This is a genomic window from Pseudomonas sp. McL0111 (assembly GCF_052567255.1).
Genome location: NZ_CP199585.1, coordinates 262,869 through 285,355 on the forward strand (window position 1 = coordinate 262,869; position 22,487 = coordinate 285,355).

Here is a 22,487-nt window from a genome sequence, read left to right on the forward strand (position 1 = left end):
TAGAGGTATTCACATGTCCAATTCCCTGTTCAGCATTGCCTTTGGTGTCGGCACGCAAAACCGTCAAGGCGCGTGGCTGGAAGTGTTCTACGCACAGCCGCTGCTCAACCCTTCGGCCGAACTGGTCGCCGCTGTTGCTCCGATCCTCGGTTACACCGAAGGCAACCAGGCCATCACCTTCACTACCGCGCAGGCTGCGCAACTGGCTGAAGCGGTAAAAGGCATCGACGCCGTTCAAGGCAAGCTGCTGACCCGTCTGGCCGAGAGCCACAAGCCGCTGGTCGCCACACTGCTGGCCGAAGACGCACAGCTGACCTCGACGCCTGAGGCCTACCTCAAGCTGCATCTGCTGTCCCATCGTCTGGTCAAGCCGCACGGCGTGAGTCTGGCCGGGATCTTCCCGCTGCTGCCGAACGTTGCCTGGACCAGCCAGGGCGCCATCGACCTGAGCGAACTGGCTGAGTTGCAACTCGAAGCCCGCCTGCGCGGCGATCTGCTGGAAGTGTTCTCGGTGGACAAGTTCCCGAAAATGACCGACTACGTGGTTCCGGCCGGCGTGCGTATCGCTGACGCGGCGCGTCTGCGTCTGGGCGCCTATGTGGGCGAAGGCACCACCGTGATGCACGAAGGCTTCATCAACTTCAACGCCGGCACCGAAGGCCCGGGCATGATCGAAGGCCGCGTTTCCGCTGGTGTATTCGTCGGCAAGGGTTCGGACCTGGGCGGCGGTTGCTCGACCATGGGCACCCTGTCGGGCGGCGGCAACATCGTGATCAAGGTCGGCGAAGGCTGCCTGATCGGCGCCAACGCCGGTATCGGTATTCCGCTGGGCGACCGCAACACCGTCGAATCGGGCCTGTACGTGACTGCCGGCACTAAAGTCGCACTGCTGGACGAGAACAACAATCTGGTCAAAGTGGTCAAGGCGCGTGAACTGGCGGGCCAGACTGACCTGTTGTTCCGTCGCAATTCGGAAACCGGTGCCGTGGAATGCAAAACCCACAAATCGGCTATCGAACTGAACGAAGCGCTGCACGCTCACAACTAAGTGCCGCAATGACCTCCTGTGGGAGCGAGCTTGCTCGCGAAGCTTTTGATGTCCTCAAGAGCCCCTTCGCGAGCAAGCTCGCTCCCACAAGGTTTTGTGTACACCCGCCCATGTTCACAGGGCTGAACAGATGATAATTCCTTCTCCCTGGCGCGGCGATTTCCCGGCCATCGCCGCCCTGCAACGGCAAGACCAGACTTATCTGGACAACGCCGCCACCACGCAAAAACCCCAAGCCCTGCTCGACGCACTGACGCATTACTACGCCAACGGCGCAGCCAATGTGCATCGTGCGCAACACTTGCCCGGCGCTCATGCCACGCAGGCGTTCGAAGACAGTCGGCTCAAAGTTGCGCAATGGCTGAATGCCGGTGACAGCGGGCAAATCATCTTCACCCACGGCGCCACCAGCGCGCTGAACCTCCTGGCTTATGGCCTGGAACATCTTTTCCACCCGGGCGATGAAATTGTCATCAGTGCCCTGGAGCATCACGCCAACCTGCTGCCGTGGCAGCAACTGGCACACCGTCGCGACTTGAAACTGGTGATCCTGCCGCTGGATGCCGACGGCTTGATCGACCTGGGCGCCGCTGTGCGTTTGATCGGCCCGCGCACTCGCTTGCTGGCGGTCAGTCAGCTGTCCAACGTGCTCGGTGCGTGGCAACCGTTGCCGGCGCTGCTGGGCATGGCCAAGGCGCAGAACGCCTTGACCGTGGTCGATGGCGCGCAAGGCGTAGTCCACGGTCGGCATGACGTGCAGGCCCTCGGTTGCGACTTCTATGTATTTTCCAGCCATAAGTTGTACGGCCCGGATGGCGTCGGTGTGCTGTTCGGACGCAATCAGGCGCTGGAACAACTGCGCCCATGGCAGTTCGGCGGCGAGATGGTGCTGGAAGCCAATTATCACGACTCGCGCTTCCGTCCGGCGCCATTGGGTTTCGAGGCCGGGACGCCGCCAATCGCCAGCGTGATCGGCCTTGGTGCGACGCTGGATTATCTGGCGGGACTGGATCAGGACGAGGTGTCTGCCCATGAGGCGGCGCTGCACGACTATTTGCTATGCGGTCTCGCGGCTCGCAACGGCGTTCGTTTGCTGGGCAAGCCGCAATTGGCACTGGCCAGTTTCGTGGTCGAAGGCGTGCATAACGCCGATCTCGCGCACCTGCTCACCGAGCAAGGCATCGCCGTACGCGCCGGCCATCACTGTGCGATGCCGCTGCTGAAAAGCTTCGAACTGGCTGGAGCCATCCGCGTATCGCTGGCGCTGTACAACGACTCGGAGGATCTGGAACGGTTCTTTGAGGCGCTGGATCAGGCGCTGGAGTTGTTGCGATGAGTCTGCCGGTCGAGGCTGCGGCAGCGCTGCACACCTTCCAGGACGCTGCCGGCTGGGAACAGCGGGCGCGATTGTTGATGCAGTTTGGTGATCGTTTGCCGCCATTGAGTGACGCGGACAAGTGCGACGCCAATCGGGTACATGGCTGCGAAAGCCAGGTGTGGCTGGTTGGGGAGTTGCGCGACGGTCACTGGCAATTTGCAGCGAGCAGCGATGCACGGATGATTCGTGGGTTGGTCGCGTTGCTGCTGTTGCGGGTCAACGGGGTGTCTGCCGATGAGTTGCAGCTAGTGGATTTGCCGGATTGGTTCAGTCAGTTGGGGTTGTCGCGGCAGTTATCACCTTCGCGCAGTAATGGCCTGAATGCAGTGCTCAAACGGATGAATGAGTTAGCCGTTTAATCGCCATCGCGAGCAGGCTCACTCCTACAGGGGAATGCGTTCCAAATGTAGGAGTGAGCCTGCTCGCGATGAGGCCATCAGCATCGATACTTAAACCTCAGGCTTGATGCGATCCGCCGGGCGTCGAACCCCCGCCACGATCTTGTCCACAGCCTTGGTCGCCGCAACCATCCCGAAAGTCGCCGTCACCATCATCACCGCGCCAAACCCACCGGCGCAGTCAAGTTTCACCCCATCACCGACAAAACTCTTCTGCAAACAGATGCTGCCATCCGGCTTCGGATAACGCAGTTGCTCGGTGGAAAACACGCACGGCACGCTGTAGTGACGGGTCATGGTGCGGGAGAAACCGTAGTCGCGGCGCAAGGTCGAGCGCACTTTCGAGGCCAGCGGATCGTTGAACGTACGGTTGAGGTCACAGACCTGAATCAATGTCGGATCAATCTGCCCACCCGCGCCACCGGTGGTGATGATCTGGATCTTGCGGCGTTTGCACCATGCAATCAGCGCAGCCTTGGCGTTGACTGCGTCGATGCAGTCGATCACGCAATCGATGTTCGGCGTGATGTATTCGGCCATGGTGTCGCGAGTGACGAAGTCGGCCACCGCATGCACCGTGCAGTCCGGGTTGATCCCGCGCAGACGCTCGGCCATGACTTCGACCTTGGGTTTGCCGACGGTGCTGTCCAGCGCGTGCAACTGCCGGTTGGCGTTGCTGACGCAGACATCGTCGAGGTCGAACAGCGAAATCTCGCCGACACCACAACGGGCAATGGCTTCCGCCGCCCAGGAACCGACGCCGCCCACGCCGACGATCGCCACATGGGCCGCGCGCAAGCGGTCCAGGCCTTCAATGCCATACAAACGGGCGATGCCTGCAAACCGCGGATCTTCTGTACTCATGACCATTACCCCAAAAACCGGCGCGCATTATAGGGCCGTCGGCCGACAAGAGCATCTTTGCTGCTATGAACGGTGGGAGCACAGAGGAAATTGCTCAAAATAAAGGCCACACTGAACAAAGTTTTCTCTTACAAGCTGTTACTAAAGAACTTACATCGCACCGGATTGCCCAACGTCCGGCATTTCTCTGTCCGATGTACGACCAGTGAACTGCCGGTGTAGGATGCGCGCCCTTTGTATTTGTAACAGCCGTACGCCAACCGATCCTTCGTTCCACAGCCTTTGGAACCCGAAATAGCTATGTCATCGCGTAAATTTGGACTCAACCTGGTAGTGGTTCTCGCAATCGCCGCCCTGTTCACCGGCTTCTGGGCGCTGATCAACCGCCCGGTTTCCGCGCCCAACTGGCCGGAACAGATCTCCGGTTTCTCCTATTCGCCATTCCAGCAGGGACAATTCCCACAGAAGGATCAATATCCGACTGACGATGAAATGCGCCGTGACCTGGAGATCATGAGCAAGCTGACGGACAACATCCGCATCTACTCGGTCGATGGCTCGCTGCAGGACATTCCGAAACTGGCTGAAGAGTTCGGTCTGCGCGTGACCCTCGGGATCTGGATCAGTCCGGACCTGGAACGCAACGAGCGGGAAATCACCCGCGCCATCGAACTGGCCAACACTTCGCGCAGTGTCGTACGGGTTGTAGTCGGTAACGAAGCGTTGTTTCGCGAGGAAATCACGCCTGAGGCGCTGATCGTTTTGCTGGACCGTGTGCGTGCGGCCGTGAAAGTGCCTGTCACCACCTCCGAGCAATGGCACATCTGGGAGAAGTATCCGCAACTGGCCAAGCACGTCGACCTGATCGCCGCGCACGTTCTGCCGTACTGGGAGTTTATCCCTGTGGACAAGGCCGGCCAGTTCGTATTCGACCGCGCCCGCGATCTGAAAAAAATGTTCCCGAAAAAACCGCTGCTGCTGTCCGAAGTCGGCTGGCCGAGCAACGGCCGTATGCGCGGTGGCGCCGATGCGTCGCCGGCAGATCAGGCGATTTACCTGCGTAATCTGGTCAACAAGCTCAACCGCCAAGGCTTCAACTACTTCGTGATCGAAGCCTTTGACCAGCCGTGGAAAGCCAGCGATGAAGGCTCGGTGGGCGCGTACTGGGGCGTGTTCAATGCTGCGCGTCAGCAGAAATTCAACTTTGAAGGCCCGGTGGTCGCGATCCCGCAATGGCGGGTGCTGGCCATCGGCTCGGTCGTGCTGGCGCTGCTGTCGCTGACCTTGCTGATGATCGACGGCTCGGCGCTGCGTCAGCGTGGCCGTACTTTCCTGACCTTTACCGCGTTCCTTTGCGGTTCGGTGCTGGTGTGGATCGGTTACGACTACAGCCAGCAATACAGCACGTGGTTCAGCCTGACGGTGGGCTTCCTGCTGGCGCTCGGTGCGCTCGGGGTGTTCATCGTATTGCTGACCGAGGCCCATGAACTGGCCGAAGCGGTCTGGACCCACAAGCGTCGGCGTGAATTCCTGCCGGTGGTGGGCGATTCGGACTACAGACCGAAAGTCTCGATCCACGTACCTTGCTACAACGAGCCGCCGGAGATGGTCAAACAGACCCTCAACGCCTTGGCCAACCTCGACTATCCGGACTTCGAAGTCCTGATCATCGACAACAACACCAAGGACCCGGCGGTCTGGGAACCGGTTCGCGACTACTGCGAAACCCTCGGCCCGCGCTTCAAGTTCTTCCACGTCTCGCCCCTGGCTGGTTTCAAGGGTGGCGCGCTGAACTACCTGATCCCGCACACCGCCAAGGACGCCGAAGTGATCGCGGTCATCGACTCCGACTACTGCGTCCACCCGAACTGGCTGAAACACATGGTGCCGCACTTCGCCGATCCGAAAATCGCCGTGGTGCAGTCGCCGCAGGATTACCGCGACCAGAACGAAAGCACGTTCAAGAAGCTCTGCTACGCCGAATACAAAGGTTTCTTCCATATCGGCATGGTCACCCGTAACGATCGCGACGCGATCATTCAGCACGGCACCATGACCATGACCCGTCGTTCGGTGCTCGAAGAACTGGGCTGGGCTGACTGGTGCATCTGTGAAGACGCCGAACTCGGTCTGCGCGTATTCGAGAAAGGCCTGTCGGCGGCGTATTACCACGAAAGTTACGGCAAGGGCCTGATGCCGGATACCTTCATCGACTTCAAGAAACAGCGTTTCCGTTGGGCCTATGGCGCGATTCAGATTATCAAGCGCCACACCGGCAGCCTGCTGCGCGGCAAGGACACTGAACTGACTCGCGGTCAGCGTTACCACTTCCTCGCGGGCTGGTTGCCGTGGGTTGCGGACGGCATGAATATCTTCTTCACCGTCGGCGCACTGTTGTGGTCGGCGGCGATGATCATCGTGCCGCAACGGGTCGATCCGCCGCTGCTGATCTTCGCAATCCCGCCGTTGGCGCTGTTCGTGTTCAAGGTCGGCAAGATCATCTTCCTGTATCGCCGTGCAGTCGGCGTGAACCTGAAGGATGCATTCTGCGCGGCACTGGCCGGTCTGGCGTTGTCGCACACCATCGCCAAAGCGGTGCTGTACGGCTTCTTCACCAGCAGCATTCCGTTCTTCCGCACCCCGAAAAATGCTGATAACCACGGTTTCTGGGTGGCGATTTCCGAGGCGCGGGAAGAGCTGTTCATCATGCTGTTGTTGTGGGGCGCGGCGCTGGGGATCTTCCTGGTGCAGGGCTTGCCGAGCAACGACATGCGCTTCTGGGTGACCATGTTGCTGGTGCAGTCGCTGCCGTACCTGGCGGCGCTCATCATGGCGTTCCTGTCGTCGCTGCCAAAACCTGCGCCGACGCCGGAACCGGCACCGGCGGTCTAAATCCTCACCGATGCACTAAACGGCGGCCAATGGCCGCCGTTTTGCTTTAAGATAACCGCCATTTTGCAGGGCTTGGCATTAATGGCCTGACCCAATACCTGTGGGAGCGAGCCTGCTCGCGAAAAGTCCGTCACATTCAACCTCTATGGTGAAAGTCAGACCGATTTCGCGAGCAAGCTCGCTCCCACATTTACAGCTTTCGGAGTTCTCCATGACGGCCCACGCCGACCTTTCGCCGACCCTCCAACTCGCCATCGACCTGATCCGCCGTCCGTCCGTGACGCCGGTCGACGCCGATTGCCAGAAGCAGATGATGCAGCGCCTGGGCGATGCCGGTTTCACCCTGGAGCCAATGCGCATCGAAGATGTGGATAACTTCTGGGCCACTCACGGTGAACAGGACGGCCCGGTGCTGTGCTTCGCCGGTCACACCGATGTGGTGCCGACCGGTCCGGTCACCGCATGGCAGATCGACCCGTTCAACGCGATCATCGACGAACACGGCATGCTCTGCGGCCGTGGCGCAGCGGACATGAAAGGCAGCCTCGCAGCGATGACCGTGGCCGCCGAGCGCTTTGTCGCCGACTACCCGAATCACAAGGGCAAGGTCGCATTCCTGATCACCAGCGACGAAGAAGGCCCGGCGCACCACGGCACCAAAGCGGTGGTCGAGCGTCTTGCCGCGCGTAAAGAGCGTCTGGACTGGTGCATCGTCGGCGAACCGTCGAGCACCACGCTGGTGGGTGATGTGGTCAAGAATGGCCGTCGCGGCTCGCTCGGCGCCAAGCTCACCGTCAAAGGTATTCAGGGCCACGTTGCCTATCCGCATCTGGCGAAGAACCCGATCCACCTCGCTGCTGCGCCGCTGGCCGAACTGGCCGCCGAGCACTGGGATCACGGCAACGACTTCTTCCCGCCGACCAGTTTCCAGATTTCCAACGTCAACTCCGGCACCGGCGCGACCAACGTGATTCCGGGCGATCTGGTGGCGGTGTTCAACTTCCGTTTCTCCACCGAGTCCACCGTCGAAGGCCTACAAAAGCGTGTGGCTGACATCCTCGACAAGCACGATCTGGACTGGCACATCGACTGGGCGCTGTCCGGTCTGCCGTTCCTCACCGAGCCGGGCGCACTGCTCGACGCGGTGTCGGCGAGCATCAAGGACATCACCGGTCGCCAGACCAAAGCGTCGACCAGCGGCGGTACTTCCGATGGTCGCTTCATCGCGACCATGGGCACGCAAGTCGTCGAACTGGGCCCGGTCAACGCGACCATTCACCAGGTCAACGAGCGTGTACTGGCAGCCGATCTCGACGTGCTGACCGAGATTTACTACCAGACCCTGATCAAGTTGCTCGCCTGATGCTCGCTTGCCCAATCTGCAGTGAACCGCTGAGCGCGGTGGATAACGGCGTGGCCTGCCCTGCCGGCCACCGTTTCGACCGTGCGCGGCAGGGTTATCTGAACCTGCTGCCGGTGCAACACAAGAACAGCCGTGACCCTGGGGATAACCAGGCGATGGTCGAAGCACGCCGTGACTTTCTCAACGCCGGGCATTACGCCCCGGTGGCGAAACGTCTGGCCGAGCTGGCCGCCAGTTATGCACCGGCACGCTGGGTCGACATCGGTTGTGGCGAGGGTTACTACACCGCGCAAATCGCCGAGGCCTTGCCGGACGCCGATGGCTACGCGCTGGATATCTCCCGCGAGGCGGTCAAACGCGCCTGCAAACGCAATCCTGCACTGACGTGGTTGATCGCCAGCATGGCTCGTGTGCCGTTGGCGTCGGGTAGCTGCCAGTTTCTCGCCAGTGTTTTCAGTCCATTGGACTGGGAAGAAGCCAAGCGCTTGCTGAGTGTCGGCGGCGGTCTGATGAAAGTCGGCCCGACCAGCGGTCATCTGATGGAGCTGCGTGAAAGCCTGTACGACGAAGTGCGCGAGTACACCGACGACAAGCATCTGGCCCTCGTACCGCAAGGCATGGCGCTGGCGCACAGCGAAACCCTGGAGTTCAAGCTGACGCTGGACAAGCCCAAGGATCGCGCCAATCTGCTGGCGATGACGCCGCATGGCTGGCGTGCCAGCGCCGAACGTCGCGCGGCGGTGATCGAGCAGGCTGAGCCGTTCGTGACCACCGTGTCGATGCGCTACGATTATTTCGTTCTTCAATCTTAATTTTTGGTCTTGAGCAACGGCTTGAGACCGGCTAAATCCGCGAATGGATTTTTCAGACCCGCAGTGAGGACATCCATGCGCCAACCGGACATCGAGATTTACCTGAAAGACGCCGACGTCGACCACAAAGCCATTTCGGCATGGCTCGGCGCCGCGCTCGGCCCGTGCAGCGACTGGGTACAGAAAGGCCAGACTTACAAGTGCAAGGCCGGCAACGTGCCAGTGACCTGGCTGCCGAAAGCCGTGGGCAAATGGAACAGCCTGTACCTGGAAAGCGACCAGACCCCATGGGACGACGACATCGCCTGCGCCCGCGCAGCCTTTGCTGCGCTGAACGTTGAAGTACGTTGCGCACCGGGAACGTGGGTCGAGGAAGAAGGTGAAGAGACAGCGGATCGCTGGATGCGTATCAGCGAAGACGGTGAAGAAGAAATCACCTGGAAAACTGCGTAAAGCTATACAAAACCTGTGGGAGCGGGCTTGCCCGCGATGACGGCAGATCAGTCACATCGATGCTGGATGTGCCGCCGCCTTCGCGGGCAAGCCCGCTCCCACAGTGTTTATGTGTGATCCACAGGCCTGTGTTTACAGACCTACAACGTCTTCAGCCTGCAAACCCTTTTCGCCCGTCACCAACGCATACTCGACCTGCTGGCCTTCGTTCAGCGAACGATGGCCTTCACCGCGAATCGCACGGTAGTGCACGAACACATCCACCCCGTCGTCGCGCTGAATGAAGCCGTAGCCCTTGGCGTCGTTGAACCACTTCACATTGCCGGTTTCACGTGTTGCCATCTGTTCATACTCCCTTTTTATTATTGAACGGGCTTTTCGCAGGAAAGCCTCAGGAACGTCAGACTGCGCCCGACATCCATTAGAGGGTCGCGGCGACAGACCGCCGAGTATATGACAGGCGTCAAAACTCTCAACAGGAGTTTACTTCGCCGCTTTTTTGCCGATTTTCGATGAATCCGGCACACTATCGCCCACCCGAGCAAACGCTCGGTTTTATTCACTCACGCAGAAGCCGTATGACCCGTTCCCCGTTCCGCCGTCTTGTGTTTGGCACCTTGCGCCGACTGTTGTATCTCTGGGTTCGCTCGGAGACGATCAACCAGTCGTCGTTCACCCTCAACCTCGACCGCAGTCGTCCGGTGTTCTACGTCCTGCAAAACCCTTCGCTGACCGACCTGGCGGTGCTCGATACCGAGTGCACCAAGGCCGGCCTGCCACGTCCGGTGCTGCCGGTGTCGGTGGGTTCGCTGATCGAACCGGCGGCGTTTTTCTATCTGACGCCGGAGCCGGACTGGCTCGGCCGTCAGGACAAACGCGGTGCGCCGCCGGCCCTGACCCGATTGGTCAGCGCGCTGAGCCAGAACGCCGCCGAAGACGCGCAGATCATTCCGGTCAGCGTGTTCTGGGGGCAGTCGCCGGACAGCGAAAACAGTCCGTGGAAACTGCTATTTGCCGACAGCTGGGCGGTCACCGGGCGCTTGCGTCGTCTGCTGAGCATCATGATTCTCGGGCGCAAGACTCGCGTGCAGTTCTCGGCGCCGATCCATCTGCGCGAACTGATCGATCACAACAAGGGCCACGAACGCACCGTGCGCATGGCCCAGCGCATCTTGCGCGTACACTTTCGCAACCTGAAGGCTGCGGTGATCGGCCCGGACATTTCCCACCGGCGCAATCTGGTCAAAGGCCTGCTCAATCAGCCATTGGTCAAACAAGCGATCCTCGACGAGGCCGAGCGCGAAAACATCTCCCCGGAAAAAGCCAAGGCCCAGGCGCTGCGCTACGGCAACGAGATCGCCTCGGACTACACCTACACCGCCATCCGCTTCCTCGAAGTGGTGCTGAGCTGGTTCTGGAACAAGATCTACGACGGGATCAAGGTCAACCACATCGAAGGCGTGCAGAAGGTCGCTCAGGGTCACGAAGTGATCTACGTGCCGTGCCATCGCAGCCACATCGACTACCTGCTGCTCTCGTATTTGCTGTTCCGCAACGGGTTGACCCCGCCGCACATCGCCGCCGGGATCAACCTCAACATGCCGGTGATCGGCAGCCTGCTGCGCCGTGGCGGCGCGTTCTTCATGCGCCGCACGTTCAAGGGCAATCCGCTGTACACCTCGGTGTTCAACGAATATCTGCACACACTGTTCACCAAAGGTTTCCCGGTCGAATACTTCGTCGAGGGTGGCCGCTCGCGTACCGGACGCATGCTGCAACCAAAAACCGGCATGCTCGCGATCACTATGCGCAGCTTCCTGCGTTCGTCGCGGATGCCGATCGTGTTCGTGCCGGTTTACATCGGTTACGAGCGGGTACTGGAAGGTCGTACCTATCTGGGCGAGCTGCGTGGCGCGAGCAAGAAGAAAGAATCGATCTTCGACATCTTCAAAGTCATCGGCGCGCTCAAACAGCGCTTCGGCCAGGTCGCGGTGAACTTCGGCGAGCCAATCAAACTGGCGGAATTCCTCGATAAAGAACAACCGGACTGGCGCCAGCAGGAACTCGGCCCGCAGTACAAACCGGCATGGCTCAACGAAACCACCAATCGCCTTGGCGAAAAAGTCGCGCAGCATCTGAACGAAGCAGCGGCGATCAACCCGGTCAACCTGGTGGCGCTGGCATTGCTTTCGACCACGCGACTGGCACTCGATGATCGGGCCATGGCACGGGTGCTGGATCTGTATCTGGCGCTGTTGCGCAAAGTCCCGTACTCGCCGCACACCACCCTGCCGGAAGGTGACGGTCGGGCGCTGATCGAGCATGTGAAGGACATGGATCTGCTGTCCGAGCAGAACGATGCGCTGGGCAAAATCCTCTATCTGGACGAGCAAAACGCCGTCCTGATGACCTACTACCGCAACAACGTGCTGCACATCTTCGCCCTGCCGGCGCTGCTCGCGAGCTTCTTCCAGAGTGCCTCGCGCATGAGCCGCGAACAGATCCTGCGGTACACCCGCGCACTGTATCCGTACCTGCAAGCGGAGCTGTTCATTCGCTGGACGCTGGACGAACTCGACGCTGTGGTCGATCAATGGCTGGAAGCGTTTGTCGAGCAAGGCCTGCTGCGTTTCGAGAACAACGTGTACCTGCGTCCGGCACCGAGTTCGCGTCACTTTGTGTTGCTGACTCTGCTGTCGAAGAGCATTGCGCAGACCTTGCAGCGCTTTTACATGACTGTTTCCCTGCTGCTCAACAGCGGCCAGAACAGCATCAGCGCCGAAGAACTGGAAGACCTGTGCACGGTCATGGCCCAGCGCCTGTCGATCCTGCATGGCCTGAACGCGCCGGAGTTCTTCGACAAGAGCCTGTTCCGCCACTTCATCCAGACCATGCTCGACCTAGACGTGCTGCGCCGCGACGAGTCCGGCAAGCTGAGCTACCACGAACTGCTCGGCGAACTGGCCGAAGGCGCGGCCAAGCGTGTGTTGCCGGCGGAGATTCGTTTGTCGATCCGTCAGGTGGCGTTGCATCGCAGTGAAGATGCGGCGGAAACGGCGGTTACGCCTGAAGTCTGAAACTTGCAGATAACTAACGAGAAAGGCATCGGCCCTTTCTCGCTTGTGAATCACGCGACCGCTGGCAATCCCCTTACGTTTGTTCACTGACTCTGTGGCGAAAATCCGCTAGATTTCCTTTAGCGCCGGGATTCTTCCGGCGCCAAAGTCTCAGAGGTCCCGATGAAAAAACTTACCCTTCTCGCCGCTGCCACGCTGTTGAGCGCCTGCCAATCGACCACTCCCGCCGGCAAGGCCAGCCTCGACGGCGAAGTGTTCTACCTGCAACGCATCGCCTTGCCGCCAAGCGCAACGCTGAGCGTGAGCCTGCAAGACGTGTCGCTGGCCGACGCGCCGGCCCAGGTACTCGACGTGCAGAAAGGTCCGATCCAAGGACAGGTGCCATTGCCGTTCCACTTGAGCTACGATCCGGCGCAGATCAAACCTGGCCATCGCTACTCGGTCAGCGCGCGCATCGAAGTCAACGGTGAGTTGATGTTCATCACCACCGAAAACCATGCCGTACAACTCGACGGCAACGATCCGCAGCCGCTGAAAATCCGCGTCGACGCCATTCGCTAATTGTCTGTCAAGGAAGCTGCCATGCTCCGCCCTACCCTTCGCTTCGCCGGCCTGTGCGCGGGCTTGATGATCTCCGCCAACGCACTGGCGCTGTCGCTCAGCGACCTCTCGCAAAACGACGCCACCGGCGGCCTCAAGGACGCCCTGACCCAAGGTGCGCAACTGGCCGTCAAACAACTCGGCACCCCGGGTGGTTTCAGTAACAACCCTGAGGTGAAAATCGAACTGCCGGGCAAACTCGGCAAAGTCGCCGGCAAGATGAAAGCCTTCGGCATGGGCGCGCAGGTCGATGAACTCGAAACCGCGATGAACAAGGCTGCGGAAAGCGCCGTGACCCAGGCCCAACCAATCCTCGTCGACGCCGTGAAGAAAATGAGCGTTGCCGACGCCAAAGGCATCCTCAGCGGCGGCAAGGATTCGGCCACCCAATACCTGGACAAATCCAGCCGCGAACAGATCCGCACCAAGTTCCTGCCAATCGTCAAACAGGCCACCGACAAGGTAGGCGTGGCGCAGAAATACAACGCCTTCGCCGGCCAGGCCGCGACGCTCGGTGTAGTGGATGCGAAGAGCGCCAACATCGAAAGCTACGTCACCGAACAGGCGCTGAATGGCTTGTTCGAGATGATCGGCAAACAGGAAGAAACCATCCGCCAGAACCCGGCCGCTGCGGCGACCAGTTTGGCGAAGAAGGTGTTTGGTACGCTGTAGCTTTCCCCGCAATACAAAAAGCCCGCTGAACCTGTGAAGGTCAGCGGGCTTTTTCATATGCGTTAGCCTTGCGGGTCAACCTTATCCAGCACGCGGTTCACCGATAGTTCGGCCAGGGAAATCAACTGCTGGATACCGAGCAATTGATTACAGGTTGGACCGCTCAAGGTGAAAGCCAACTCCGTGGCCATGATATTGGCCGAGGCCAGCGTTTCACAGGCATGGGCCAACAGGGTTTCAGCGTTGACCTCGGGGAGCACGGTAAAAATCGTGCTTGGGATGCCAGGCGATTCCGATTTTTTCGCGGGAGGTGCCAGGTAATGATCGAGTGCCCGCAGGGCGGCATCGTGGAGCTTTCTGGAATCGAGAAAGGCGTAGGGAGAAACCGGGTCGGTGGGCCTTTCGACGGTCTCGGATTCCGGGGGATTCGGGGTGTGCTTGAACATGGTGAAACTCCTAACAATAAGTGGAGCTACCGGCATCACTTGCAGATGATGGGTGGCAGCTGTGCGCGGGTCTGCAAGACCGAGTTGTTAGGCCCTCGGCATACCCGAAGGTATCCCGCACACAGCCACCATAAAACGATGGCCGCTAAAGCGGACACGATTATAGGGGCGCTGAGCAGCACCTAACAAACTATCGGCGGGCTTGCAGTCCCGGTCGCTGAATTGGCAGCGACAGACCTAGGCTAGAGATCCAGCGTCCGACGGACAACCTGAAAAACATGTGGGAAGGTTCTCGTTTTCATCAACGCACTTACACACCCGCAAGATACAAACCCATCCTGTAGGAGCTCACGAGTGAAACGAGGCAGCGATCTTTTGATCTTGCTTCAACAAAGGCAAAGTCAAAAGATCGCAGCCTTCGGCAGCTCCTACAGGGACTGCGTGCATTCGGGGGAGATTGGTCGGCTGTCAGGCCACCATCGCGAGCAGGCTCACTCCCACAGGTTGAACCCAGTGCATCTGACAATCCGCGTCGATCTTCACCACTCGCAGGATGAGCGTTAGCTCGGCTGCAGCTCTTGATCTTGATCCACAAGGCCCCTACGGCAGGCTGAGTGGAGGGATTCATCCGGGGGTAGGCGCGTAGCGCCGTTCGACGCAGTCGAACAGATCGAGAGGAGGTGCAGCGCAGCAAACCGTAGGCGATCCCCCCGGATGAAACCCGCAACGAAGGAACCCCGAGCCCCAGCGAGCGGGCCGAACGCCGGGGCCCAGCGTTTTTTGCTTACTTTTTTAGGCGCTCGGTACATGTCAAGGTACCTGTCGCCTTGGTCTTACGGTTGCTAGTCCATTGCGTCCTTTATTTCAGGGCGCTCAGGATTTAAATAAACGGCATCTGCCAGCTTCCAGTTGCGTGTGCGAGTGCTCCACCGACTTGGGTTAGTTCGCCTGGCATCCTCATAAAGCTCTGCCCTGGCTTGTAATAGGGCGGTTGCTTTGCCCTCGTGCCGTTGGTTTGGCGTGACGTATTTCAGGGCACTGTGGCGGTGATCTTCGTTGTACCAATCGATGAAATTCTGCACCCAAAGCCTTGCATCAGTAACCGTATCAAATGGTTGATCCGGCCAAAGCGGGCAATACTTTGCAGTGCGAAAAAGTGCTTCGGCGTAAGCATTGTCATTGCTCACCCTTGGCCGACTAAAAGAAGGTTCTACGCCCAGCGCGACCATGCTTTCACGCAACAAAGAGCCTCTCATCACGTGTCCGTTATCTGAGTGCAACACCAGTGGACGACCTGCCGTCTGTTCGCGTAAACATCCCTTTGTGAGCAGTTCACAGGCGTGTTCGGCGCTCTCCACTTCGTGGACTTCATTGGCGACCAGTTTGCGGCTGTAGACGTCCTTGACCATGTACCAATAGAAAAAACGGCCCTTCACTGTGCTCGGCAACCAGGTGATATCCCAGCACCACACCTGATTGGGGCCATCAGCGCGATGCGTCGTCAGTACTCTGCGTTTTGGGGCTTTGGCCCGGCCGCGACGGACGTTTTGATGGGCGGCTTTCAACACACGATAAAACGTCGATTCCGAAGCTAGATAAATGCCTTCATCGGCCAGCTTAGGCACGATTTGATGCGGGGTCAGGCTGGCATAGCCAGCCTGATTGGCAGCATCCAGCACCGCTTGACGCTCCGTATCATTGAGCTTGTTAGCCGGAGCTGCACGTTGAGCCAGCTGTCGCCCGTCACATTCAGTGTGTTGCCAGCGTTGAACTGTGCGCAGGCTCAGACCCAGTTCATTGCAAGCGCGGTATCGACGAGCGCCATTCAGCACTGCGTCGGCAATCAACTTCATGGCTTGCGTACGATCAGAGGCGTTGATCAGTCTTCCTTGTCCTTGCCCCAGATCGCATTGGCTTTTTTTCTGAGCTCCAGCAACGCCACCGCCTCTGCACGACTGGCATCAGACTGAATCAGTTGGCGTTCAAGTATTTTGATGCGCCGTTGCTCGGCCGTTTTTGAAGTTCGAGAGGTGAGATCAACAACGGGATTAGCGTTTTGGCATGCCACTCGCCACTGTTGGATTTGCTCAGGGTAAATGCCTTTGATTCGGCAATATTGAGAGATCTCGACCTCGCTCAACGGCGCGGTTTCCATGACAGCATTGAATTTATCGGCGCTAGACCATTGGTCACTGGTCTTGCCGTTTCCCGGAACGATCAAGCCTTTATCTCTAGCCATTTGTCTCCAGTTTCGCAGTGACTGTGGCGTGAGATTGAGTGCAGCGGCAAGTTCCGCCACTGATCGATTGAGGGGCGGCATCATTTGCAGAACGACCCAGTCTTTGAAGTCGTTGTCGTAACGTTTACCCATTTTGGACATGGTTATGCACCTTCGCCCTCTTGATTATTTGAGTCAATCAATAAGGGCGACAGGTAGCCTGACACGGAGGGCGCTTGTAAAAAAGTGAGTCGCCGTAAGGGCGAAACCCTAAGCAGCCATCACCGCAGCAACGGATATACACCCAAAACCCCAAGAGCATGGCCGGCCCAAAGGCCGCCACGCCAAAAAAATCACCCCTCCCTGCGAACCCTGAACCAAGCCGCATACAACGCCGGCAAAAACAAAAGAGTCAGCGCCGTAGCCACAATCAACCCCCCCATGATCGCCACCGCCATCGGCCCGAAAAACACACTGCGCGACAACGGAATCATCGCCAGAACCGCCGCCAACGCCGTCAACACAATCGGCCTGAACCGCCGCACCGTAGCCTCGATAATCGCCTGCCAAGGCTTAAGCCCGGCAGCAATATCCTGCTCGATCTGATCCACCAGAATCACCGAGTTCCGCATGATCATCCCGGACAGCGCAATCGTCCCCAGCATCGCCACAAACCCGAACGGCTGACGGAACACCATCAAAAACAGCGTCACCCCGATCAACCCCAACGGCGCCGTCAAAAACACCATCGCCGTACGCGAGAAACTCCGCAACTGCACCATCAGCAACGTCAGCACCACCACAATGAACATCGGCACCCCGGCGTTCACCGACTTCTGCCCACGCTCCGAATCCTCCACTGTACCGCCCACATCCAGCAGATACCCATCCGGCAATTCAGCCCGAATGGGGTCAAGCGTCGGCTGAATCTGCTGCACCAGCGTCGCCGGTTGCTCCTTGCCATAAATATCCGCACGCACCGTCACCGTCGGCAGACGATTACGGTGCCAGATGATCCCTTCCTCAAAGCCATACTCAAGCGTCGCAACCTGCGACAACGCCACACTGCGGCCATTGTCGGTCGGCACCGCCAGACTCGGCAGCAACGACAACTCGGTACGCTCATGCACCGTGCCGCGCAGCAGAATCTCGATCAACTCGTTGTCTTCGCGATACTGACTGACACTCGACCCGGTCAGCGAACTCTGAAGGAATTTCGCCAGATTGGCGGTGCTCACACCAAGGGCCCGGGCACGATCCTGATCGATGTTCAGGTACACGACCTTGCTCGGTTCTTCCCAGTCCAGATGCACATTGACCACATGCGGATTCTCGCGAACCTTGGCCGCCACCTTGCGCGCCAACGCACGGACTTCTTCGATGTGCTCCCCGGTCACGCGGAACTGCACCGGGTAACCCACCGGCGGCCCGTTTTCCAACCGTGTGACCCGCGAACGCAGGGCCGGGAACTGTTCGTTCAAGGTATCGATCAACCAGGTGCGCAGAGCCTCGCGCTCCTCGATGGTCTTGGCCAACACCACAAACTGGGCGAAGCTCGCGGCCGGCAATTGCTGATCCAGCGGCAGATAAAAACGCGGCGAACCGGTGCCGATATATGCCACATAGTTATCGATGCCGGCGTGTTCCTTGAGCATCGCTTCGAGGCGTTTGACCTCACCGGTGGTATTGGCCAGCGAAGCACCTTCAGCGAGCTTCAGATCGACCATCAACTCCAGTCGATTCGAAGCCGGAAAGAACTGCTGCGGGACAAAACGGAACAACACCACCGAAGCGATAAACAACCCGACCGTCAGCACAATCACGGTTTTGCGGTGAGACACGCACCACTCCACCAGACGTCGAACCCGCTGATAAAACGGCGTTGCATAAGGGTCCGGATGACCGTCGCCGACGCCATGTTTGGCCGCATGGATTTTCGCCAGATCCGGCAGAAGCTTTTCCCCGAGATACGGCACAAACACCACCGCTGCCACCCATGAGGCGAGCAGCGCAATGGTCACCACCTGGAAGATCGAACGCGTGTATTCGCCGGTGCCGGACTGCGCCGTGGCAATCGGCAAAAAGCCTGCGGCGGTGATCAACGTACCGGTGAGCATCGGGAATGCAGTGCTGGTCCAGGCGTAACTCGCGGCTTTGATCCGGTCGAAACCCTGCTCCATTTTGATCGCCATCATTTCCACGGCGATGATCGCGTCGTCCACCAGCAAACCCAACGCCAACACCAAGGCGCCGAGCGAGATTTTGTGCAGGCCGATGCCCAGGTAATACATGCAGGCGAAGGTCATCGCCAACACCAGCGGAATGGTCAATGCGACGACCATGCCGGTGCGCACGCCGAGCGAGAAGAAGCTCACCAGCAACACAATCGCCAGTGCCTCAACCAACACCTGAACGAACTCGCCGACCCCGGTTTTCACCGCCGCCGGTTGATCGGACACCTTGCGCAATTGCATGCCGGCCGGAAGGTTGTTCTGGATGCGCGAAAACTCGACTTCCAGCGCTTTACCCAACACCAGAATATCGCCGCCATCCTTCATCGCCACAGCCAGACCGATAGCGTCTTCGCCCATGAAACGCATGCGTGGCGCCGGTGGATCATTGAAACCACGGTGCACGTCAGCGACATCGGAGATGCGGAACGTACGATCACCAACGCGGATCGGGAAGTTCTTGATCTCATCGACGGTCTGAAAATTCCCCGAAACCCGTAGCTGCAATCGCTCGCTACCCGTTTCGAAGAACCCGGCAGTGGACACCGCGTTCTGTTCTTCCAACGCCTGCTGCACCGCCGCCAGCGGCAAGCCGAGGGTCGCGAGTTTGACGTTGGACAGTTCGACCCAGATCTTCTCGTCCTGCAACCCGAGCAAGTCAACCTTGCCGACATCCTTGACCCGTTGCAGTTGAATCTGCACGCGGTCGGCGTAATCCTTGAGCACCGCGTAGTCGAAACCGTCGCCGGTCAGCGCGTAGATATTGCCGAAAGTAGTGCCGAATTCATCGTTGAAAAACGGGCCTTGAATGCCCGGTGGCAAGGTCTGGCGAATGTCGCTGATCTTCTTGCGCACCTGATACCAGAGATCAGGGATTTCCTTGGAGTGCATCGAGTCGCGGGCAATGAACGTGACCTGTGATTCACCGGGACGCGAGAACGAGACAATGCGTTCGTACTCGCCGGTTTCCATCAGTTTCTTTTCGATGCGCTCGGTGACCTGGCGCGAAACTTCCTGCGCGGTCGCCCCCGGCCAACGGGTCTGAATCACCATGGCCTTGAAGGTGAACGGCGGGTCTTCACTCTGGCCCAACTTGGTGTAGGACACCGCGCCGACGATGGCCAGAAGAAGCATCAGGAACAGTACGATCTGGCGATTACGCAACGCCCATTCGGAAAGGTTGAAGCGCATCGGGACTTACTCCTTGTCCGCCAGATTGACCACACGGTTGGAGCGATCCACGGGACGCACCTGCTGCCCTTCGAGCAGCACGTGCACGCCAGCGGCCACTACCCAGTCGCTGGCATTGAGACCTTCGAGCACCGGCACGGTTTTTTCACCGAACGGGCCGATGCGCACTGGCGTCTTCTTCAAGGTGTTGTTGGCGCTGACGACCCAGACGTAGGTCGCGCCATTTTCGGCGGTTAGCGCCGAGAGCGGCACCGACAGCGGCACGGTTTCAGCGGTTTGCACGAACACCCGGGCGCTTTGGCCGAGTTCGGCCGGGACTTTGCCGGCGGTGAATGCGATGCGTGCGGCGAAGGTGCGCGACTTTGGATCGGCGGCGGGCGACAGCTCACGAATCTGCCCGGGGAAGCGCTGGTTCGGCTGTGTCCACAGTTCCACCGACACCGGTTGGCCGACTTTGAAGCGGCCGAAATTCTGTTCCGGCAGGCTGATCGACACTTCGCGCTCACCGTCGGTGGCGAGGGTGAACACGGTTTGCCCGGCCGCCACTACTTGTCCGACTTCGATCAAACGCTTGGCCACCACGCCATCCTGTGGCGCACGCAGCACCGCGTAACTGGCCTGATTGGTCGAAACGTTGAATTCGGCTTTGATTTGTTTAAGTCGGGCTTCGCCGGAGCGGTAGAGGTTTTCAGAGTTGTCATAGGCGGAGCGGCTGACCATCTGCCGATCCATCAGGGTCTTGTAGCGGTCACGCTCGGCGCGCACCAGGTTCAGATTGGCCTCGGCGGCGCTGACCTGGGCGCGGGTGGCTTCCAGTTGCAGACGCACATCCTGCGGATCGAGTTCAGCGAGGGCCTGATCGGCCTTCACACGCTGACCTTCTTCGACCAGTCGTCGGCTGACTTTACCGCCAATACGGAACGCCAGATCCGGTTCATAGCGAGCGCGAACCTCACCCGGATAACTTTCCATCGCCTGCGCCGAAGGCTCCGGCTGCACCACCATGGCGGGGCGTACAGCGACTTTCGCCGCCTCTTCCTGACCGCACGCGGACAATAAAAAAACCAGACTGACTGGCAATGCAAATGGCCACGTGAGGTGCAGCGCATGGCGGAACATGATGACGGACCTTTCGCTAATGGTGCTTGGAATAATTATACTGGCCGGTATGTTATTAATACCAAACTCACCAGTCCAGTAATAAAAGCGAAGAATGTCGAACAATCTTTCAGCTCCAAGCGGCCCGGGCCGTCCAAAGGATCTGGCCAAGCGCCAGGCGATCCTCGAAGCGGCGAAAACCCTGTTTTTGAGTCAGGGCTATGCCAGCACCAGCATGGACGCGGTGGCTGCCGAGGCTGGCGTGTCGAAACTGACGGTCTATAGCCATTTCAACGACAAGGAAACGCTGTTCTCCGCCGCCGTAGTGGCCAAATGTGAGCAGCAATTACCGCCATTGTTCTTCGAATTGCCGGAAGGCATCGCCGTGGAAAATGTGTTGCTGAACATTGCCCGGGGCTTTCATCAACTGATCAACAGCGATGAATCGGTGAATCTGCATCGTCTGATCATGGCGCTGGGCAGTCAGGACCCGAAGCTGTCACTGATCTTCTTCGAGGCCGGCCCGCAGCGCATGTTGCAAGGTATGGAGCGCTTGCTGACGCGGGTGCATGAAACCGGCGTGCTGAGCATCGACAAGCCGCGCAACGCTGCCGAGCATTTCTTTTGCCTGCTCAAGGGTGCGGGGAATTTCCGGCTGCTGTATGGCTGCGGCGAACCGCTGACCGGCGAGGCGGCGGAGAGCCATGTGCGGGAAGTGGTGGGGTTGTTTATGCGGGCGTATCGGCCCTGATTCGTCAGCGCTGTTCTGACGCCATCGCTGGCAGGCCAGCTCCCACAGGTTTTAGTGGTGTGCACACAATTTGTGTTCACGCCACGATCCCTGTGGGAGCTGGCTTGCCAGCGATGGGGGCGACCCGGTCTCAGGGCTTGAGCGCTTTCTTCGGGTAGATGTCGTACCGGCTGGATTTGCCATCCAGCGCATGACTAGGCTTCGGCCCGTCAATGCACGGCGCCTTGCGCGGACGCTTGACCACTACGCGGTGAGTGGCCAACGCCAGCGCTGCTTCAAGCAATGCCGGCGCATCCGGATCATCACCGACCAACGGCCGAAACAGACGCATCTCTTTCTTCACCAGCGCAGTCTTCTCGCGATGGGGAAACATCGGGTCAAGGTAGATCACCTGCGGCGGCTCGCCTTCCCAGTTGCGCATCACTTCGATGGAATTGCCCTTGAGCAACTTCATCCGCGCCACAATCGGCGCCACCTCGAAATCTTCCGCGCCGCGCGCCAGACCGTCCTCAAGCAGCGCGCCGATCAGCGGCTGACGCTCGATCAGGCTCATCTCGCAACCCAGACTCGCCAGCACGAACGCGTCCTTGCCCAGTCCCGCCGTGGCATCCAGCACCCGTGGGCGCACGCCTTGGGCGACGCCGACAGCCTTGGCGATCATCTGACCGCTGCCGCCGCCGTACAACCGACGATGGGCCGCGCCACCTTCGACGAAGTCGACCCGCACCGGGCCCGGCGCGTCCGGCCCCAGTTGTTGCAACTGCAAACCCTGCTCGCCGACCTGCAAGGCGAACTCGCCGTCAGCCACTTGCAGTGGCAGGCCCAGGCGTTCGGCCCACTGCTCGGCCTGCGCCGCGAACGTCGGGCCGAGGGCTTCGACATGGATGCGGCAGGCCGCGGGTTGCTCAATCATGGAAAACACGCTCAAAAAGTTAAGGATCGGCAAAAACTGCCGATAACCCAATCAATGCGCATTTTGCCAGAGCTGAGCGTCG

Annotated in this window: 18 protein-coding genes; 11 read left to right on the plus strand and 7 right to left on the minus strand. The window is 59.4% G+C overall.

Annotated features, from left to right (window positions below):
• Nucleotides 1-13: 13 nt before the first annotated feature.
• From dapD to ACTWLJ_RS01360, 3 genes are all read left to right on the plus strand, one after another.
• A complete protein-coding gene (gene dapD, locus ACTWLJ_RS01350; protein ID WP_008078452.1) occupies nucleotides 14-1,048 on the plus strand; it encodes a 2,3,4,5-tetrahydropyridine-2,6-dicarboxylate N-succinyltransferase in 1,035 nt (344 codons plus the stop codon).
• Between the two features lie 130 nt (nucleotides 1,049-1,178).
• On the plus strand, nucleotides 1,179-2,384 hold the full coding sequence (locus ACTWLJ_RS01355; protein ID WP_445179598.1) for an aminotransferase class V-fold PLP-dependent enzyme: 1,206 nt from the start codon (nucleotides 1,179-1,181) through the stop codon (nucleotides 2,382-2,384).
• On the plus strand, nucleotides 2,381-2,785 hold the full coding sequence (locus ACTWLJ_RS01360; RefSeq protein WP_445179599.1) for a SufE family protein: 405 nt from the start codon (nucleotides 2,381-2,383) through the stop codon (nucleotides 2,783-2,785). The genes ACTWLJ_RS01355 and ACTWLJ_RS01360 overlap by 4 nt, the downstream gene beginning before the upstream one ends.
• Before the next feature lie 90 nt (nucleotides 2,786-2,875).
• Here the strand turns inward: ACTWLJ_RS01360 and tcdA are convergent, their stop codons facing one another.
• A complete protein-coding gene (gene tcdA, locus ACTWLJ_RS01365; RefSeq protein WP_401221414.1) occupies nucleotides 2,876-3,694 on the minus strand; it encodes a tRNA cyclic N6-threonylcarbamoyladenosine(37) synthase TcdA in 819 nt (272 codons plus the stop codon).
• Nucleotides 3,695-3,988: 294 nt separating this feature from the next.
• Between tcdA and ACTWLJ_RS01370 the strand changes: the two genes are divergently transcribed.
• The 4 genes from ACTWLJ_RS01370 (at nucleotide 3,989) to ACTWLJ_RS01385 (ending at nucleotide 9,208) form a co-directional block, all read left to right on the plus strand.
• On the plus strand, nucleotides 3,989-6,580 hold the full coding sequence (locus ACTWLJ_RS01370; protein ID WP_445179600.1) for a glycosyltransferase: 2,592 nt from the start codon (nucleotides 3,989-3,991) through the stop codon (nucleotides 6,578-6,580).
• Between the two features lie 211 nt (nucleotides 6,581-6,791).
• Nucleotides 6,792-7,943 carry a succinyl-diaminopimelate desuccinylase gene (gene dapE / locus ACTWLJ_RS01375; protein ID WP_445179601.1) on the plus strand — a complete coding sequence of 384 codons (1,152 nt, stop codon included), beginning with the start codon at nucleotides 6,792-6,794 and terminating at the stop codon, nucleotides 7,941-7,943.
• On the plus strand, nucleotides 7,943-8,755 hold the full coding sequence (locus ACTWLJ_RS01380) for a putative RNA methyltransferase (protein WP_445179602.1): 813 nt from the start codon (nucleotides 7,943-7,945) through the stop codon (nucleotides 8,753-8,755). Before dapE ends, ACTWLJ_RS01380 begins: the two co-directional genes overlap by 1 nt.
• Before the next feature lie 75 nt (nucleotides 8,756-8,830).
• Nucleotides 8,831-9,208 (plus strand): hypothetical protein, encoded by a 378-nt coding sequence (locus tag ACTWLJ_RS01385; protein WP_016985110.1) that lies wholly within the window; start codon nucleotides 8,831-8,833, stop codon nucleotides 9,206-9,208.
• A 132-nt stretch (nucleotides 9,209-9,340) separates the two neighbouring features.
• Here the strand turns inward: ACTWLJ_RS01385 and ACTWLJ_RS01390 are convergent, their stop codons facing one another.
• Nucleotides 9,341-9,550: a cold-shock protein gene (locus tag ACTWLJ_RS01390; RefSeq protein WP_401221112.1), complete on the minus strand. Its 210-nt coding sequence runs from the start codon at nucleotides 9,548-9,550 to the stop codon at nucleotides 9,341-9,343.
• A gap of 236 nt (nucleotides 9,551-9,786) precedes the next feature.
• On the opposite strand from ACTWLJ_RS01390, the gene plsB reads away from it, so the two are divergent.
• The 3 genes from plsB (at nucleotide 9,787) to ACTWLJ_RS01405 (ending at nucleotide 13,557) form a co-directional block, all read left to right on the plus strand.
• Nucleotides 9,787-12,285 carry a glycerol-3-phosphate 1-O-acyltransferase PlsB gene (plsB, locus tag ACTWLJ_RS01395; RefSeq protein ID WP_445179603.1) on the plus strand — a complete coding sequence of 833 codons (2,499 nt, stop codon included), beginning with the start codon at nucleotides 9,787-9,789 and terminating at the stop codon, nucleotides 12,283-12,285.
• Between the two features lie 162 nt (nucleotides 12,286-12,447).
• Complete coding sequence (locus ACTWLJ_RS01400) at nucleotides 12,448-12,846, plus strand: YbaY family lipoprotein (RefSeq protein WP_445179604.1); 399 nt, start codon at nucleotides 12,448-12,450, stop codon at nucleotides 12,844-12,846.
• Between the two features lie 21 nt (nucleotides 12,847-12,867).
• Nucleotides 12,868-13,557 carry a DUF4197 domain-containing protein gene (locus tag ACTWLJ_RS01405; RefSeq protein ID WP_401221100.1) on the plus strand — a complete coding sequence of 230 codons (690 nt, stop codon included), beginning with the start codon at nucleotides 12,868-12,870 and terminating at the stop codon, nucleotides 13,555-13,557.
• Nucleotides 13,558-13,619: 62 nt separating this feature from the next.
• On the opposite strand, the gene ACTWLJ_RS01410 is transcribed toward ACTWLJ_RS01405, so the two are convergent.
• From ACTWLJ_RS01410 to ACTWLJ_RS01425, 4 genes are all read right to left on the minus strand, one after another.
• Complete coding sequence (locus ACTWLJ_RS01410) at nucleotides 13,620-14,003, minus strand: DUF6124 family protein (RefSeq protein WP_445179605.1); 384 nt, start codon at nucleotides 14,001-14,003, stop codon at nucleotides 13,620-13,622.
• A gap of 842 nt (nucleotides 14,004-14,845) precedes the next feature.
• A protein-coding gene (locus ACTWLJ_RS01415; RefSeq protein ID WP_445181418.1) for an IS3 family transposase occupies nucleotides 14,846-16,374 on the minus strand; the annotation gives its coding sequence in 2 pieces (ribosomal slippage) (nucleotides 14,846-15,933 and nucleotides 15,933-16,374; 1,530 coding nt in all).
• A gap of 200 nt (nucleotides 16,375-16,574) precedes the next feature.
• Nucleotides 16,575-19,643 (minus strand): efflux RND transporter permease subunit, encoded by a 3,069-nt coding sequence (locus ACTWLJ_RS01420; protein WP_445179606.1) that lies wholly within the window; start codon nucleotides 19,641-19,643, stop codon nucleotides 16,575-16,577.
• A 6-nt stretch (nucleotides 19,644-19,649) separates the two neighbouring features.
• Nucleotides 19,650-20,762 (minus strand): efflux RND transporter periplasmic adaptor subunit, encoded by a 1,113-nt coding sequence (locus tag ACTWLJ_RS01425; protein ID WP_445179607.1) that lies wholly within the window; start codon nucleotides 20,760-20,762, stop codon nucleotides 19,650-19,652.
• A 94-nt stretch (nucleotides 20,763-20,856) separates the two neighbouring features.
• On the opposite strand from ACTWLJ_RS01425, the gene ACTWLJ_RS01430 reads away from it, so the two are divergent.
• Complete coding sequence (locus tag ACTWLJ_RS01430; RefSeq protein WP_445179608.1) at nucleotides 20,857-21,492, plus strand: TetR/AcrR family transcriptional regulator; 636 nt, start codon at nucleotides 20,857-20,859, stop codon at nucleotides 21,490-21,492.
• 130 nt (nucleotides 21,493-21,622) lie between these two features.
• On the opposite strand, the gene ACTWLJ_RS01435 is transcribed toward ACTWLJ_RS01430, so the two are convergent.
• Nucleotides 21,623-22,405: a class I SAM-dependent methyltransferase gene (locus tag ACTWLJ_RS01435; RefSeq protein ID WP_445179609.1), complete on the minus strand. Its 783-nt coding sequence runs from the start codon at nucleotides 22,403-22,405 to the stop codon at nucleotides 21,623-21,625.
• Between the last annotated feature and the right edge of the window lie 82 nt (nucleotides 22,406-22,487).

Coding starts and splice junctions, on each gene's coding strand:
- ACTWLJ_RS01425 (WP_445179607.1), bottom strand. CDS start 20,762: ATGTTCCGCCATGCGCTGCACCTCACGTGGCCATTTGCATTGCCAGTC.
- ACTWLJ_RS01370 (WP_445179600.1), top strand. CDS start 3,989: ATGTCATCGCGTAAATTTGGACTCAACCTGGTAGTGGTTCTCGCAATC.
- ACTWLJ_RS01390 (WP_401221112.1), bottom strand. CDS start 9,550: ATGGCAACACGTGAAACCGGCAATGTGAAGTGGTTCAACGACGCCAAG.
- ACTWLJ_RS01355 (WP_445179598.1), top strand. CDS start 1,179: ATGATAATTCCTTCTCCCTGGCGCGGCGATTTCCCGGCCATCGCCGCC.
- ACTWLJ_RS01380 (WP_445179602.1), top strand. CDS start 7,943: ATGCTCGCTTGCCCAATCTGCAGTGAACCGCTGAGCGCGGTGGATAAC.
- ACTWLJ_RS01435 (WP_445179609.1), bottom strand. CDS start 22,405: ATGATTGAGCAACCCGCGGCCTGCCGCATCCATGTCGAAGCCCTCGGC.
- ACTWLJ_RS01360 (WP_445179599.1), top strand. CDS start 2,381: ATGAGTCTGCCGGTCGAGGCTGCGGCAGCGCTGCACACCTTCCAGGAC.
- plsB (WP_445179603.1), top strand. CDS start 9,787: ATGACCCGTTCCCCGTTCCGCCGTCTTGTGTTTGGCACCTTGCGCCGA.
- ACTWLJ_RS01410 (WP_445179605.1), bottom strand. CDS start 14,003: ATGTTCAAGCACACCCCGAATCCCCCGGAATCCGAGACCGTCGAAAGG.
- tcdA (WP_401221414.1), bottom strand. CDS start 3,694: ATGGTCATGAGTACAGAAGATCCGCGGTTTGCAGGCATCGCCCGTTTG.
- ACTWLJ_RS01420 (WP_445179606.1), bottom strand. CDS start 19,643: ATGCGCTTCAACCTTTCCGAATGGGCGTTGCGTAATCGCCAGATCGTA.
- ACTWLJ_RS01405 (WP_401221100.1), top strand. CDS start 12,868: ATGCTCCGCCCTACCCTTCGCTTCGCCGGCCTGTGCGCGGGCTTGATG.
- dapD (WP_008078452.1), top strand. CDS start 14: ATGTCCAATTCCCTGTTCAGCATTGCCTTTGGTGTCGGCACGCAAAAC.
- ACTWLJ_RS01385 (WP_016985110.1), top strand. CDS start 8,831: ATGCGCCAACCGGACATCGAGATTTACCTGAAAGACGCCGACGTCGAC.
- dapE (WP_445179601.1), top strand. CDS start 6,792: ATGACGGCCCACGCCGACCTTTCGCCGACCCTCCAACTCGCCATCGAC.
- ACTWLJ_RS01430 (WP_445179608.1), top strand. CDS start 20,857: ATGTCGAACAATCTTTCAGCTCCAAGCGGCCCGGGCCGTCCAAAGGAT.
- ACTWLJ_RS01400 (WP_445179604.1), top strand. CDS start 12,448: ATGAAAAAACTTACCCTTCTCGCCGCTGCCACGCTGTTGAGCGCCTGC.